The 14,683-nt window shown below is 68.9% G+C and carries 12 protein-coding genes; 2 read left to right on the top strand and 10 right to left on the bottom strand.

Annotated elements, in window-relative coordinates:
- Window position 1: 1 nt before the first annotated feature.
- The 3 genes from IEZ09_RS27815 to IEZ09_RS27805 form a co-directional block, all read right to left on the bottom strand.
- The gene (locus tag IEZ09_RS27815) at window positions 2-979 is read right to left on the bottom strand and encodes an aldo/keto reductase (RefSeq protein ID WP_189256724.1); all 978 of its coding nucleotides are present in this window, start codon (window positions 977-979) and stop codon (window positions 2-4) included.
- 18 nt (window positions 980-997) lie between these two features.
- Window positions 998-5,908 (bottom strand): DUF5005 domain-containing protein, encoded by a 4,911-nt coding sequence (locus tag IEZ09_RS27810; protein WP_189256723.1) that lies wholly within the window; start codon window positions 5,906-5,908, stop codon window positions 998-1,000.
- An 89-nt stretch (window positions 5,909-5,997) separates the two neighbouring features.
- Window positions 5,998-6,741 (bottom strand): class I SAM-dependent methyltransferase, encoded by a 744-nt coding sequence (locus tag IEZ09_RS27805; RefSeq protein WP_229813011.1) that lies wholly within the window; start codon window positions 6,739-6,741, stop codon window positions 5,998-6,000.
- 94 nt (window positions 6,742-6,835) lie between these two features.
- Between IEZ09_RS27805 and IEZ09_RS27800 the strand changes: the two genes are divergently transcribed.
- A complete protein-coding gene (locus IEZ09_RS27800) occupies window positions 6,836-7,654 on the top strand; it encodes a VOC family protein (RefSeq protein ID WP_189256721.1) in 819 nt (272 codons plus the stop codon).
- Here IEZ09_RS27800 and IEZ09_RS27795 read toward each other — a convergent pair.
- The 7 genes from IEZ09_RS27795 to rpsB all read right to left on the bottom strand — a co-directional run bounded on the left by IEZ09_RS27795 (window position 7,651) and on the right by rpsB (window position 12,995).
- A complete protein-coding gene (locus tag IEZ09_RS27795) occupies window positions 7,651-8,244 on the bottom strand; it encodes a hypothetical protein (RefSeq protein WP_189256720.1) in 594 nt (197 codons plus the stop codon). The two genes, IEZ09_RS27800 and IEZ09_RS27795, sit on opposite strands and share 4 nt — an antisense overlap.
- Window positions 8,231-8,779 carry an RNA polymerase sigma factor gene (locus IEZ09_RS27790; RefSeq protein WP_189256719.1) on the bottom strand — a complete coding sequence of 183 codons (549 nt, stop codon included), beginning with the start codon at window positions 8,777-8,779 and terminating at the stop codon, window positions 8,231-8,233. The genes IEZ09_RS27795 and IEZ09_RS27790 overlap by 14 nt, the downstream gene beginning before the upstream one ends.
- Window positions 8,780-8,810: 31 nt before the next feature.
- Complete coding sequence (locus tag IEZ09_RS27785) at window positions 8,811-9,665, bottom strand: phosphatidate cytidylyltransferase (protein WP_189256718.1); 855 nt, start codon at window positions 9,663-9,665, stop codon at window positions 8,811-8,813.
- A 67-nt stretch (window positions 9,666-9,732) separates the two neighbouring features.
- A complete protein-coding gene (gene frr / locus IEZ09_RS27780; protein WP_189256717.1) occupies window positions 9,733-10,290 on the bottom strand; it encodes a ribosome recycling factor in 558 nt (185 codons plus the stop codon).
- Window positions 10,291-10,346: 56 nt separating this feature from the next.
- Window positions 10,347-11,057 (bottom strand): UMP kinase, encoded by a 711-nt coding sequence (gene pyrH / locus IEZ09_RS27775; RefSeq protein WP_301325822.1) that lies wholly within the window; start codon window positions 11,055-11,057, stop codon window positions 10,347-10,349.
- Window positions 11,058-11,289: 232 nt separating this feature from the next.
- The gene (gene tsf / locus IEZ09_RS27770; protein ID WP_189256716.1) at window positions 11,290-12,105 is read right to left on the bottom strand and encodes a translation elongation factor Ts; all 816 of its coding nucleotides are present in this window, start codon (window positions 12,103-12,105) and stop codon (window positions 11,290-11,292) included.
- A 71-nt stretch (window positions 12,106-12,176) separates the two neighbouring features.
- Window positions 12,177-12,995, bottom strand: a complete 819-nt coding sequence (rpsB, locus tag IEZ09_RS27765; protein WP_189256715.1) for a 30S ribosomal protein S2 — start codon at window positions 12,993-12,995, stop codon at window positions 12,177-12,179.
- A 370-nt stretch (window positions 12,996-13,365) separates the two neighbouring features.
- On the opposite strand from rpsB, the gene IEZ09_RS27760 reads away from it, so the two are divergent.
- Window positions 13,366-13,839 (top strand): M23 family metallopeptidase, encoded by a 474-nt coding sequence (locus IEZ09_RS27760; RefSeq protein WP_189256714.1) that lies wholly within the window; start codon window positions 13,366-13,368, stop codon window positions 13,837-13,839.
- Window positions 13,840-14,683: the final 844 nt, after the last annotated feature.

Here is a 14,683-nt window from a genome sequence, read left to right as displayed (position 1 = left end):
CCTACCACCGGTCGTGCACGTGCGGCCGGATCAGCTCGTCGTACACCGCGGCAACGGCCTTCTGGTCCACGGGCTGCAGATCAGCGGCACCCGCGTTCGCCCGCGCCTGCTCGACGTTGCGCGCACCGGGGATCACGACCGTGACACCGGGCTGGTCGATGATCCACCGCAATGCGAACTGCGCCATCGTGGCGCTTTCGGGAACCAGCGGGCGCAACCGCTCGACGGCCTCCAGGCCGACCTCGTACGGGACCCCGGAGAAGGTCTCGCCGACGTCGAACGCCTCACCGTTGCGGTTGTAGTTGCGGTGGTCGTCCGCGCCGAAAGTCGTTGCCTTGTCGTACTTCCCGGACAGCAACCCGGACGCGAGCGGCACCCGCGCGATGATCGCGACACCCGCGTCCGCCGCCGCGGGGAGCACCTCCTCGAGGGGCTTGTGCCGGAACGCGTTCAGGATGATCTGCACGCTGGCCACGTGCGGACGCCTGATCGCCGCCAGCGCCTCCTCGACCTTCTCCACCGACACGCCGTAGGCAGCGATCCGTTGCTGCTCAACCATTTCGTCCAAGGTGTCGAACACCTCGTCCCGGCTGTAGACCGGCGTGGGCGGACAGTGCAGCTGCACGAGGTCCAACGTGTCGACCCCTAGATTGCGGCGGCTCCGGTCGTTCCACGCGAGGAAGTTCTCCCGGTTGTACCCCTCCGTGGTCTGCGCCGGCAGCCGCCGCCCCATCTTCGTGGCGACGAAGACGCCGTCGTCCTTGCGCTCCTTGAGGAAGCGCCCGATCAGCGTCTCGCTGCGACCGTCGCCGTACACGTCCGCGGTGTCGAAGAAGTCGACCCCCGTGTCGGCGGCGGCGTGCAGCAACGCGAGCGCCTCGCTCTCGTCCACCTCGCCCCAGTCGGCGCCGAGCTGCCAGCAACCCAGCCCCACGACGCCGACCTGGCGGTTCAACCTGCCTGCGATTCGCTTCTCCACGAACCAGAGCCTAGTGCGCTAGTAGCAGTCCCGCGTGCCGCCGTAGGGCCCGAGGTAGCCGCCCCACCAGAGGTTGGCGTCCGTTTCGAACTTGTTCAGCTGCCACGGGTTGCCCGCGAACTTCCACGAGTAGCCCGCCGCGATCGCATACGCACTCGCGAAGCCCGCGTACGACGAGAAGAACGTCGTCTGCCACGTGTGCACGGCCTCGTGCCTGAGCAGCTGCTGCGAGTTGTTCTCGGCCACTCCCACGCCGTAGCTGCCGCGCAGGCTCAGCTTCTCGTCCGCTTCACACCGGGTGAGCGTGTTGAGCCTTTCCTTGCTGCCGGGGAAGAAGAAGTAGTCACCGATCGTGATCGGCTGACCGGTGACGGCCGGGCTGAAGCCGAAGCACACCCGCTGACGGTTGCTCGTCGCGCATTCCAGGCCGAGCTTCTGCACCACCAGGTACGCGGCCGCGTTCGAGCCGTTGGTGATGTTCTGCCAGTTGTACTGGAAGTCCGGCATCCACACGTTCGACGCGGCCCGCACGGTCTTCGAGTACACCGTGCCGGCCATGTTCGACATGGAGACGCGGAACTCCCACAGCGTGCCGACCGGGCGCCGGTGCAGGTAGTCGCTCGTGCGGCTGGTGGTGGACAACGGGTACCACGGGCCGTTCTCGGACGCGTTGCGCACCTCCAGCGAGTAGAGGACGCCCGGCGTCGGACTCGTCGCCCACCACACGTTCACCTTCGCGGTGTCGCGTTCGGGCGCGGCGTTGATCCAGGCCGGCGCGACGGGTAACGGCGGCAGAGGTTTCACCGTCACGGTGTTCGAGGGGGCACCCTGGCCCGCCTCGTTCGCGCCGCGCACGTAGAACGAGTAGTTGAAGCCGTTGAGCAGGCCGGTCGCGGTGAACGACGTGCCGCGCACGGGGTTCGGGAAGTAGAACCAGCTCGTCTGGCCCTGCGGCTGGAAGTACACCCAGTAGTGGTCGGCCCCGCTGCTCGGGTTCCAGCTGAGCAGCGCCTGTCCGTCACCCGCGCTCGCCGAGAGGCCGCCCGGCGCGGAAGGCAAGGGCTGGAACGGTTTCGCACTGACCACGTTGGACGGTGGCGACTGGCCGCCGAGGTTCGCCGCCGTCACCCGGAACTCGTAGGTGAACCCGTTGAGCAGGCCCGTGGCGGTGAACGACGTGCCGCTCGCCGGGTACTGGAAGTAGTACCACTGGCTGTGGCCCTGCGGCCGGAAGTACACCCAGTAGTACACCGGCCCGCTGGGACTCGCGTTCCAGGTCAGCGTCACCTTCTTGTCGCCGGCGACGGCACGCAGGTTCGACGGGGCGGCCGGCGGTGGTGGCACCGGCGTCGCCGCCACCACGTTGGACACACCGCTCTCCCCCGCGACGTTGCCGGAAATCACACGGAACTCGTACCGGTGCCCGTTCGCGAGTGGCCGGACGGTGTGCGCCCACGCCTGCACGGGCAGCGGAAGTCGTTGCCACGCAACCTGTCCCGCTGTCGTGTCGCGGTACTCGACCCAGAAGTACGTGGCGTGCTCGACCGCGTTCCAACCCAGGCCGACCTCGCCGTTGCCCGCGATCGCGGTCAACGAGGCGGCCGCTGGCACGGGCGGCAACGGCCGGGCGCTCACCACCGGCGTCGTCTTGCTGTCGCCGGACGAGTTCGTCGCGGAGACCTTGAACTCGTAGGTGTGCCCGTTGGTCAACGGTTCCAGCGTCGCCGTCGGCGATCCGAACGGCACGTCGAGCTTGCGGAAGCCCTCGCCGATCGAGGCGTCCCGGTAGTAGACCCAGTAGTAGACGCTGCCCGTGGGGCTCGCCGTCCAGTTCAGCACCACCCTGCCGTTGCCGGGTGACGCGGTCAGGTTCGTCGGTGGGGCGGGCAGTCCACCGCGCGACGTGATGCCGACGGTGTTGGAGACGGGCCCGAGGCCACCGGCGTTCTCCGCGCGCACCTGGAACTCGTACAGGTGGCCATCGCGCAGCCCTTCCCAGCTCAGCGTGGTCTTGTCGGTCGGGTAAGCGGCGCGGGTGAACGCGCTCTCGCCCGCCGTCACGTCCCGCCGGTAGACCCAGTAGTAGAGGTTCGGCCCCGCCGAGTCCCACTCCAGGTCGACGCTGCCGTCACCGGCCGCGCCGCCCCTGAGGTTGGCCGGAGCGGCGGGAAGCGCGTAGTTCGCGGTGGCGGACCGGACGTCGGAAGCCGGGCCGTCACCGGCGAGGTTGGTCGCGGCGATCTTGAACTCGTAGACGTGCCCGTGCGTCAGGCCGCCGGCGGTGAACTTGGCCTCGCTCGCGGGGTACGGCAGCTTGGTGAAGGCCTGACCAGCGGTGACGTCCCGCTGGTAGATCCAGTAGTAGACGTTCGGCAGCGCGGTCCAGCCGAGTTCGATCTCGCCGGACGGCTTCGCGGTCGCGGTGAGCCCGGTGACCTTGGCGGGCAGCGGCGGCATCGGCTTCGCGGACACCACAGCGCTCGCCGCGCCCTCGCCGCCGTTGGTGATGGCGGAGACCTTGAACTCGTAGGTGTGGCCGTTGGCGAGCAGGCCCGCGGTGAACGACGTGCCGGACGTGATCGGGTACTCGAGCCTGGTGAAGTTCGACTCTCCCGCGGTCACGTCCCGCTGGTAGATCCAGTACCAGGCGCCCGGCACCGCGCTCCAGTTCAGCGCGACCGTGCCGTCGCCCGGTGTCGCGGTCAGCCCGACCGGCGCGGCAGGAGCGTCGTAGCGGGCCGTGGCCTGCACGACAGCGCTCGCCGGGCCCTCACCGCCCGCGTTGATCGCGCTCACCTTGAACTCGTAGACGTGGTCCTTCAGCAGCAGACCCGGCTGGAAGCTCGTGCCGTCGGTGATCGGGTACGGGAGCTGGACGAAGGTCTCGCCCGCGGTGACGTCCCGCTGGTACACCCAGTACCAGAGCCCGTCGCCCGCCGAGTTCCACTGCAGCTTCACGCTACCGTCGCCCTGGGCGACGGCGGTCAGGCCCGTGGGGGCGGCGGGCTTGTCCCACCGGGCGGTCACCGAGACGACGGCCGACCGTCCCGACTCGACGTTGAACCGGTTGATCGAGGTGACGGCGAACTCGTAGACGTGCCCGTTCTGCAGCATGCCCGGCTGCGCCGCGGTGCCGTCCGCGACCGGGTAGGCGAGCCGTTTGAAATCGGTCTCCCCGGCTGTCACGTCACGCTGGTAGACCCAGTACCACAGCCCCTCGCCCGCGGACGTCCACTGCAGCTTCACGCTGCCGTCGTTCTGCGCGGCGGCGGTGAGGCCCGTCGGCACGGGCGGTGGCGCGACCTTCACCACCGCCTGGACGACGTTGGACGGACCGCTCTGGCCGCCGCCGTTGCGCGCCTGCACCTTGAACTCGTAGGTGTGGCCGGGAACGAGATCGGTGACGGTGTAGCTCGTGGTGCTCGGGCTCGGGAACCACACCTCGGTGAAGTCGGCCTCGTTCGCGGTGACGTCGCGCCGGAAAATCTGGTACTGCGCGTTGCCGGTCACCGCGTCCCACTGCAACGCCACGTCCGCGTCCGCACCCGGAGTGGCCCGGAGGTTGGTCGGCGCGGGCGGAGGCGTGACGTGCGCGGTGACGCTGACCGTCGGCGAGAACGCGCCCTCGCCGTTCGCGTTGAACGCGGAGACCTTGAACTCGTAGGTGTGCCCGTCCCGCAGACCGGCGAGACCGTGCTCACCAGCGGTGTCCTGCTTGGGAGAGCGCGCGAAGTGCGTCTGCCCCGCCGTGACGTCGCGCTGGTAGACCCAGTAGCTCAGGCCGCTCTGGGCGTTCCAGGTGACCTTGCCGCCGCCTTCGCTGTCGGTCGTCACCGCAGCGCCGGTCGGTGCGGCGGGCACGGTCGACGGATCTGGCGTGGCGGGCGGCCACGGCACGTCGACGAACCTCGGCCGGTAGATCCGTGCGTCGCTGTAGTTGTCCTCGTTGTTGAGGCTGTTGTTGTTGTAGGACAACAGAAGCGTGCCCGGGCTCGCCTGTTCCTGGTGCAGCTGCGCGTCGTAGGGGAACTGCCAGCCGGTGCTGGTCTCCGGCTCCGGCGCCTTGTGCAGGTACGCCGGCCCGGAGAACGGTCCGGCCGGGCTGGGCGCCGTGTACGCGACGAACCACGGTCCGAAGGGTGTGTTGCCGTCGTGCGTGGCGAGCACGAACTGACTGCCGCTGCGCACCACGGAGAACGCCGTGCCCGCACCGGACAGCAGGCGCGCGGACTGGCTCTCCTGCGCGACCCACGCGCTGCCGTTCCAGAACTCCCACGCGCCACCGAGGTTCGTCGTCCTGGCGACGTGGGCGAACTTGTAACCCTCGACGTCCTCGGTGCCGTAGACGTAGTCGAACCCGCCGTCCGAGACGATCGCCGATCCCCAGCCGACCCTCTTGTCCAGCGTCAGGTCCGTGACGCTCGTGACCGCGAGCGAGGGCAGCGAGAACGTCACCAGCGCGGTGCCGACCCTGGCGAAGCCGAGGGGACCCTCGCCCGCCTTGCTGTAGCGCCCGTACAGCGCCTTCAGCACGCCGTCCTGCACCTTGGCGGAGCCGATCCAGTAGAACTCGTCGGGGTTGGTGGCGTTGACGAGCGACGTGGGGTTCGCCGACGTGCCGCCGTGCAGGGTCTGCACGAGCTGGTTGCCCTGCTGCACGACGATCGAGTTGTGGATGAACGGCGCGTTCTTCGGCCGGGAGTGGTCCGGGTTGACCGTGCCGAGGAACGTGTCGGAGAACAGCCACGCGACGCGCCCGTCGGGCAGTGGCACGGACACGGTGCTGTCGGCGCCGGTCCAATGTCCTCCTTGGTCACCGTAGGTGTTGAACAAGGCGTTGAGATCGGCCGCCGGTGGCGCTGCGTGACCGGGTGGCACGACGAGGACGCCCAGCAACAGCAACAAGGACAGCAGGAACCGGCGTCTCATCGCGTACCCCCAGTACGTCGCAGCGACGAAGTCGAGGGACTGTACATACGAGATCGCCTGGCGCAACAGGCGCCGAACGGCCTAGCAGATCACAGGATCAGGCCCCTGGGCTTGCGCCGCACGTGCAGCCGGTACCCCACCGGGAAGCTGAGCCCGTCGATCGAGGCGATGGCCCGTTCCGCCACTTTGGCGGAGAACTCGATGCGCAGCACGGATTCCAGGTCCTCACGACTTTCGAACCGCCACTGCGCGGTGATGCGTCGAAGCGAGAAACCGTTGTCCGCGAAGAACTTCTCGACCGCGGCCGGGTCGTAGCGCGGTTCGTCGGCGCGCAGCCACGGCCCGTACGGATCGGCCGCGCCGTCGAGGTCCACGATCGCGAGCGCGCCGCCCGGCCGCAGCACCCGGTCCGCCTCGCGCAGCCCCGGTTCGCAGCCGGGTCCGAAGAAGTAGGCGGTGCGGGCGTGCACCAGGTCGGCGGAGGCGTCGTCGAGCGGCAGCCGTTGCGCGGGTCCGGAAACGACGCGCGCGTTGGGCAACGACGCCACGCGGTGCTTGGCGCGCACGACGAGCGGCGGATGGGGTTCGACCCCGGTGACCGACTTCGCGGTCCTGGCGAAGAGGGGGAGGTGGAAACCGTCGCCGCACCCGACGTCCACGACGTCCATGTCGTCGAACGGACATTCTTCGCTCAAGGCCGCCCAAATCGCGCCGTGCACGTCCTGCGCGCGGTTCTCGACCTCGTAGACGTCCGGCCAATGCCAGATGTTCGGGCTCGGCACCACATCGACCGGACGCACCGCGTTCAGCGCCGCCCGCACAAATCCCCTCACGAAGACACTGTAGGGCCTCGATTTCCCGGTGACTGTACGAATTCGTCCAATTACGGCGTAGCGTGTCCGCATCTCTTCCCAGCAGGAGGCGGCAGTGTCGATCGCGCCCAACACGCCCCAGCTCGCGCCGTTGCTCGGAGGAAGCCCGTGCTGGGTCGAGAGATCCGTCGACGACCTCAAGGCCGCGATCGAGTTCTACACCGGCCTGTTCGGCTGGCACTACGCCGACGACGCGGGTTACACCGTGGCGATGGTCGACGGCATTCCCGTCGCCGGGTTGCCGCAGGGCGAACCAGAACCGTGGCGGTTGTACCTGGTCACGCCGCACGCGCGGGCCACCGCGGAGAAGGCCTTCCACCTCGGCGGATCCGTGCTGCGCAACCCCGAGGACGGTGCCGACCACACGCAGAGCACCGTGATCGCCGACCCGACCGGTGCCGTCGTCGGGTTCCGGCACGTGCCGCCGGACTGGCGGTTCGGCATCAGCGGGCACGGCGCCTACGCGTGGGCCGAGCTGAACACGCGGGACGGCGCGGCGGCCGACGAGTTCTTCGGCGAGCTGTGCCACTACGACATCACGCAGATCGGCGACGGGCACCGGCTGGACTACGCGACGTGGTCCGTCGAGGGCACCGAGGTGATCGGCCGGCAGAAGATGGGGCGGGAGTTCCCGTACGGGGAGCGTTCGCACTGGATGGTGTACTTCAACGCCGCGCCGGAGATCGGCACCGACTCGGTGGCGTACCGGGTGCTGGAGCTCGGTGGCCGGGTGACCGTCGAGCCCTACGACACCCCGTACGGGCGCATCACCGTCGTCGAGGACCACGCGGGAATGGCGTTCTCGGTGATCGACCAGTCGCGCGTGATCGAGGCGGAGCCACGCATCGAGGCGGACGACCCGTACGACGACTAGCGCGAGCTCGGGGCCATCGACTCGGGCGGGATCGGTTGCGGCGGCTCACCGCCCCGCACGCACGCCGGCATCTCTCCGCGCACGAAGCCGGCGTAGACGCCCAGGTGGTTCTGGCGCTCGAACGCGGAGAGGACGAGCTTGGCGTCCGCCGGGATCCGATCGCGATGGATCTTCAACTGGTGCATGTCCACGTGCGGATCCCATTCGACCGCAGGGAACGGACCTGGCTTTCCGAACGGAATCCCCTGCGCCTTCTGGTACTCGCTCAGCGGGCAGTCCACCCGCATCGGCACCACGAACGCGCGGACACCGTGCCTGCGCAGCTCTGCGGTCGCCTCGTCGAACGCCTCGACCTCGCGGAGCGTCAGCGTCACCGAGCCGTCCGGGTTGTCCACCACGGCGTACGCGGGTGGCGCTCCGCCGAAGTAGGCCGACGCGGCCAGCCCACCTGCCCCGAGCACGGTCACCACGGCGGCTGCGCCGATCCACCGCTTGGTGCGCCTGGTTTGCCACCTCGCCATGTTCTGCAGCAGCGCCTGCCCGTGCTCACGCTGCAGCTCCGCCCACAGGCTGTCCTCAAACTTGCCCATCCGCCCGCACCTCCATCTCGTCGCGGACGACCTCGCGCATGCGTGCCATGGCGCGATACAGCCGAGACCGCATCGCCCCTCTCGGCACACCGAGCGCTTCGGCCGCTTCCTTGGGTGCGAGACCACCGAGGTGCACGAGCTCGACCGCTTCCCGTTCGATCTCGGGCAGCGTCTCCAGCCGTTCGAGCAGCAGGCGACCGGGTCGTTCGGCGTCGATCCGCTCCTCCAGCTCGGCCAGCTCGTCGCGGCCGAGCTCGCGCCTGCCGCCGACCCGGCGCACCAGTTCGGTGCCCCTGGCCGACTGTTCGCAGTGTGCGGAGAACGTCTTGCGGGCGATGCCGTACAGCCAGCCGGTCGCCGTTCCCCTCGAAGGGTCGAAGGTCGGGAACGAGGTGATCGCGCGGACGAACGTGTCCGCGGTCAGGTCGGCCACGAGCTGTGGTTCGACGCACCGCCTGGCGAAATAGCGGGTGATCGCGCCGACGTTCACGCGGTAGATCCGCTCGAACGCCGCAAGTGCCTCGTGGTCTCTCACAACCACTACTTGCGGCGTCGCGCGGAAACCGTCACTGGACGAAGAGGTGCAGCATCAGCCAGGAGGCGACGGCGGACGGCAGGAGCGAGTCCATGCGGTCCATCAGGCCGCCGTGCCCCGGCAGCAGGTTGCCCATGTCCTTGATGCCGAGGTCGCGCTTGATCAGCGATTCGACCAGGTCGCCCGCGGTGGCCGTGACGACGAGCGCGGCGCCGAACAGCACGCCCTGCCACCACTGGCCGTCGAGGAACGTGATCACCGTGATCGCGCCGCCGACCATGCCGGCGACCAGCGAACCGGCGAAGCCCTCCCAGGACTTCTTCGGGCTGATCGTCGGCGCCATCGGGTGCTTGCCGAGGAAGACACCGGCCGCGTAGCCGCCCACGTCGGACAGCACGACACCGATGAGGAACGCGAACACGCGGCCCGCGCCGTCCTCCGGGACGACGAGCATGGCCGCGAACGCCGCGAACAGCGGCACGTACGCGACGGTGAACACGGACGCGCTGAGATCGCGCAGGTAGCCGTCGGAACCGCCGCGGAACCGCCAGATCATGCACACCAGGACGGTGATCACGAAGGCGGTCATCAGGCCGGAGCGTTCCAGCGGCCACGAGAGCCAGATCATCGCCTGGCCGCCGATGAGCGCGGGCCAGAGGGCGACGGTGATGCCGCCCTTGCGGAAGGCCTGCGCGAGCTCCCACGTCGACACCGCCGCGGCAGCCGCGACGATGCCGATGAAGGTCTGCCGCACGGTGAGCAGCGACAAGATGATCACAGCACCGAGCCCGACGCCGACCAGGATCGCCGCCCGCAGGTCACGACCCGCGCGCGACGGTTTCGACGCGGGCACGTCCGCGGGACTGCCTGCCACCTGTGCTCCCATCACGACCTCCGCCCGGCCAGAGCTACTACGCCTGCGCCGACTCGGCCGGGCGAAACCATCAGGAACATCAGACTTCGAGGAGCTCGGCTTCCTTGTGCTTCACGAGCTCGTCGACCTGCGCGGTGTACTTGTGGGTCAGAGCGTCGAGCTCCTTCTCACCACGCGCGCCCTCGTCCTCGCCGATCTCGCCGTCCTTGACGAGGCGGTCGATCTCTTCCTTCGCCTTGCGGCGGACACCGCGGACGGAGACGCGCGCGTCCTCGCCCTTCTGCTTCGCGACCTTCACCATCTCCCGGCGGCGCTCCTCGGAGAGCTGCGGGATGACGACGCGGATGATGTTGCCGTCGTTGCCGGGGTTGACGCCCAGGTCGGAGTCCCTGATCGCCTTCTCGATCGCGTTCAGCTGGCTCGCGTCGTACGGCTTGACGACCGCCATGCGCGCCTCGGGAACCGTGATGCTCGCCATCTGGTTCAGCGGCGTCGGCGCCCCGTAGTAGTCGACGTGGATGCGGTTGAACATCGAGGGAGTCGCACGACCGGTCCGAACGGAGGCGAGGTTCTCCTTCGCCACCGAGACCGCCTTTTCCATTTTCTCCTCGGCATCGAGGAGGGTCTCGTCGATCACGACTGCTCCTTGCTCTGCGTGTGCTTCTTCCCGGTTCCTGTCAGATCCCAGCAGGTCTAGAAGGCCGGGCGGCCACCGGGGGTGCTGACCAGTGTGCCGATCTTCTCACCACGCACCGCGCGCGCGATGTTCCCCTCGGTGAGGAGGTTGAAGACGAGGATCGGCATGTTGTTGTCCATGCAGAGGCTGAAGGCCGTGGCATCGGCGACGTTGAGGCCGCGCTCCAGCACCTCGCGGTGGGTGATGTTGTCGAACATCAACGCGTCGGGGTCGATCTTGGGGTCGGCGGTGTAGACGCCGTCGACGGCCTTGGCCATCAGGACGATCTCGCAGCCGATCTCCAGGGCGCGCTGGGCGGCCGTGGTGTCCGTGGAGAAGTACGGCAGGCCCGCACCGCCGCCGAAGATCACGACACGCTTCTTCTCGAGGTGGCGCATCGCGCGGCGGGGGATGTACGACTCGGCGACCTGGGTCATCTGGATGGAGGTCTGCACGCGGGTGTCGATGCCGTGCTCGCGCTCGAGGAAGTCCTGCAGCGCCAGGCAGTTCATGACGGTGCCGAGCATGCCCATGTAGTCGGCACGCGAGCGGTCCATGCCGCGCTGCTGGAGCTCCGACCCGCGGAAGAAGTTGCCACCACCGATCACGACGGCCACCTGCACGCCGGACTTGTGGACGGCCGCGATCTGCCGGGCGACTGTCTGGACGACGTCGGGATCGACGCCGACACCACCACCGCCGAACATCTCGCCACCGAGCTTGAGCATCACCCGGTTGTAGCCGTGGCTACCTTCTTCGCTCACAGGTCCTCTCCTTGCGCCGTCGGAAGTGTGGCCCTTGGGGGTCCGGGGACTCGCCCCCGGCCGGGGTGTGGGGGCCAGGCCCCCACAAGACACCCGAAGCGACTTGGTTCGCGCTTTCCGCGAACACACGTCGGCAGAGCTTCGGACATGCCGAGGGCGGGGTCGCTGTTGTGCCGCAACCCCGCCCTCATTGCAATCAGCTCTGGCCGACCTCGAACCGAGCGAAACGGGTCACCGTCACGCCGGCCTCGTCCAGGAGAGCCTTGACCGTCTTCTTGCTGTCCGTCACGGAAGCCTGCTCGAGGAGCACGACGTCCTTGAAGAAGCCGTTGACGCGACCCTCGACGATCTTGGGCAGCGCGCCTTCCGGCTTGCCCTCCTCGCGAGCGGTCTCCTCGGCGATGCGGCGCTCGTTCGCGACGAGCTCCTCCGGGACGTCCTCACGGGTGACGTACTTCGGACGCATCGCGGCGATCTGCATGGCAGCGCCCTTGGCGGCCTCGGCGTTGTCACCGGTGTACTCGACCAGCACGCCGACGGCCGGCGGCAGGTCGGCGGCACGGCGGTGCAGGTAGGTGGAGACGGTGCCGTCGAAGTTGATGGCCTTGGCCAGCTCGAGCTTCTCGCCGATCTTGGCGGAGAACTCCTGGACCAGCGCGTCGACCGTCTTGCCGTCGACCTCGATGGTCTTGAGGGCCTCGACGTCGGCGACCTTGTTGGCCTTGGCGATCGCGACGATCTCGTCGGCCAGCGCGATGAAGTCGGCGTTCTTGGCGACGAAGTCGGTCTCGCAGCGCAGCTCGACCATGGCGCCGTCCTTGACGGCGACGAGGCCGTTGGACGTGGTGCGCTCGGCGCGCTTGCCGACGTCCTTGGCGCCCTTGATGCGCAGGATCTCGACGGCCTTGTCGAAGTCGCCGTCAGCCTCGTCCAGCGCCTTCTTGCAGTCCATCATGCCGGCGGCGGTCAGCTCGCGGAGCTTCTTGACGTCCGCGGTGGTGTAGTTCGCCATCGTTTTCCTTCTGCGATGTACGCGCTTGAGTCACGAGGTGCCCGCTGTTCGCGGGCACCTCGTGGGGGAGATCAGGACTGGACGGGCTGCTCGGCCGGGGCCTCGGCCGAGTTGGTGAGGAGCTCCTGCTCCCACTCCGCCAGCGGCTCGTCGCTCGCGACCTCGGGCTTGTCCTGGCCGTCGGCGGCGTCGCGGCGGGCACCGGAACGGGCCATGAGACCGGCGGCGGCGGCCTCGGCCACGACCTTGGTCAGCAGGGCGGCCGAACGGATGGCGTCGTCGTTGCCCGGGATCGGGTAGTCGACCTCGTCCGGGTCGCAGTTCGTGTCGAGGATCGCCACGATCGGGATGTTCAGCTTGCGAGCCTCACCGACCGCGATGTGCTCCTTCTTGGTGTCCACGATCCACACGGCGCTGGGCACCTTGGACATGTCGCGGATACCGCCGAGCGTGCGCTCCAGCTTGTCCTTCTCGCGGTTCATCATCAGGATTTCCTTCTTGGTGAAACCCTGGAAGCCGCCGGTCTGCTCCATCGACTCCAGCTCCTTGAGCCGCTGAAGCCTCTTGTGGACCGTCGAGAAGTTGGTGAGCATGCCGCCCAGCCAGCGCTGGTTCACGTAGGGCATGCCGACGCGGAGCGCCTCGTTGGCGATGGCCTCCTGCGCCTGCTTCTTGGTGCCGATGAACAGGATCGACCCGCCGTGCGCGACCGTCTCCTTGACGAACTCGTAAGCCCGGTCGATGTAGGTCAGCGTCTGCTGCAGGTCGATGATGTAGATGCCGTTGCGCTCGGTGAAGATGTAGCGCTTCATCTTCGGGTTCCAGCGCCGGGTCTGGTGCCCGAAGTGCACGCCGCTGTCGAGCAGCTGCTTCATGGTTACGACGGCCATGGCCGGTTCGCACCTCATCTGTCGGACGCGCTCGGTCTCGCCTCGCGCGTCGTTGGTGGTTGACGCCCCGAGCCGGGTGGCCCGGTGCCCTGGTGCCGATGCCGCCGCCCGCACCCGCGGAGGACTTCTCCACCGTCAGGACCGTCGGACGTCGTGACTCGACCCGGCTGGGATCAGCTGGTCGGATCTGCGTTGGCACGCGAAGTCGTCCCGCGCACAGACGGGACGCGCCCAAAAGTCTACTCCCCACCCCCGACAAACCTCGAATCGCCCCCGGCCCACCCACGGGACTTGTCCACAACCGGCGAGTAATCCACAGCTCCCCAACACCCCCTGGCCCCCGGAGCACCCCCTCACCCACCGTTGACCCATGCCCCTCCTCCCCACCGCCCTGCTACTCACGACCCTGCTGACCCCACCTCCCACCCGCTACACCTGGCCGCTACCACCCCCGCACCCGGTGGTGCGCACCTTCGAGGCCCCGGCCTCACCGTTCGCCCCTGGCCACCGAGGCGTGGACCTCTCCGCCCCACCCGGCACCGCAGTCCTGGCAGCCGGCGACGGCGTGGTCGTCTACGCCGGATCCGTGGCGGCCCGCACGCTGGTGTCCGTGCAGCACCGCGGCGGCCTGCGAACGACGTACGAGCCGGTAGCCCCAGCCGTCACCGCAGGCCGCCAGGTGCACCGCGGCGAGGTCATCGGCCACCTGCAGGAGGGCCACTGCGCCTCCCCGTGCCTGCACTGGGGCGCCAGGAGGGGCGAGAAGTACCTCGACCCGCTGCGCCTGCTGATGCAGGGCCGCATCCGCCTGCTCCCGGTCATCGGCCCACCACGAGGCGGCTAGCCCCCTGGCCTCCGCTGCGAGGCGCGGCTGTCCCGCCCGCAGCGCCCCGATCGGGCGCTCCGCCGCTCCCCGGCGGTCAACGGCGCGACCCCGTTGCGCGCCGCATGCGCCCGGCAGGTGCCGGGAGGCGGCTCCCGCCCTCCCGCCCGCCTCCCGGCACACCTGCCCCCGGCACCCCTCAGCCCAACGCCCATGACCGGAAGCCAGCCGATCCCGACTCCGGCCTGTCTTCGCGGCAGCCCAGCCGCCCTTCGAACCCCATCCCCGACGCAGCTCGTAGCACTCACCTGCGGCGCCTGACCCCGCACGAAGCCGGAGGCCAACTGATCCCGCCCCCGCGTCGCCTTCGCGCCAGCCCAGCCAGCCGTCGAACGCCCGCCCCGACGCAACTCGTGACCGCGCACCCAGGCCAACCCGGTCCTGAGACCGCACACCGCAAGCCCCACCTGCCGGGCGAAACCGGAGGCCAACCGTCCCGACCCCCGCGTCGCGTTCGCGGCACCCCAGCCAGCCTTCGAACGCCCTTCCGGACCAGCTCGTGTCACCCCAGCCAGCCTTCGAACGCCCTTCCGGACCAGCTCGTGTCACCCCAGCCAGCCTTCGAACGCCCTTCCGGACCAGCTCGTGTCACCCCACGCCGAGGGCGACCCAGCCCGGCGAGCGTGCCTCTGCGGTCTCATCTCCAGCCCGAAACCGGAGGCCGATCAAGCCGCGATCACGCGCCGGCCAGGACAGGTACGCGGCGTGCTTGGAGCAACTCCAAGACCCACCCGTTCGAGTGAATTAACCCTGGCAACCAGTGGAAAGAGGTTTAAGGCCATGTTTGTACGGCTCGTACGGGCCA

Source organism: Lentzea flava, assembly GCF_014648475.1.
Lineage (GTDB): Bacteria > Actinomycetota > Actinomycetes > Mycobacteriales > Pseudonocardiaceae > Lentzea > Lentzea flava.
This window is presented reverse-complemented; position numbering and strand designations above follow the sequence as displayed.

Coding starts and splice junctions, on each gene's coding strand:
- IEZ09_RS27810 (WP_189256723.1), bottom strand. CDS start 5,908: ATGAGACGCCGGTTCCTGCTGTCCTTGTTGCTGTTGCTGGGCGTCCTC.
- IEZ09_RS27795 (WP_189256720.1), bottom strand. CDS start 8,244: ATGGGCAAGTTTGAGGACAGCCTGTGGGCGGAGCTGCAGCGTGAGCAC.
- IEZ09_RS27785 (WP_189256718.1), bottom strand. CDS start 9,665: ATGGGAGCACAGGTGGCAGGCAGTCCCGCGGACGTGCCCGCGTCGAAA.
- pyrH (WP_301325822.1), bottom strand. CDS start 11,057: ATGCTCAAGCTCGGTGGCGAGATGTTCGGCGGTGGTGGTGTCGGCGTC.
- tsf (WP_189256716.1), bottom strand. CDS start 12,105: ATGGCGAACTACACCACCGCGGACGTCAAGAAGCTCCGCGAGCTGACC.
- rpsB (WP_189256715.1), bottom strand. CDS start 12,995: ATGGCCGTCGTAACCATGAAGCAGCTGCTCGACAGCGGCGTGCACTTC.
- IEZ09_RS27760 (WP_189256714.1), top strand. CDS start 13,366: ATGCCCCTCCTCCCCACCGCCCTGCTACTCACGACCCTGCTGACCCCA.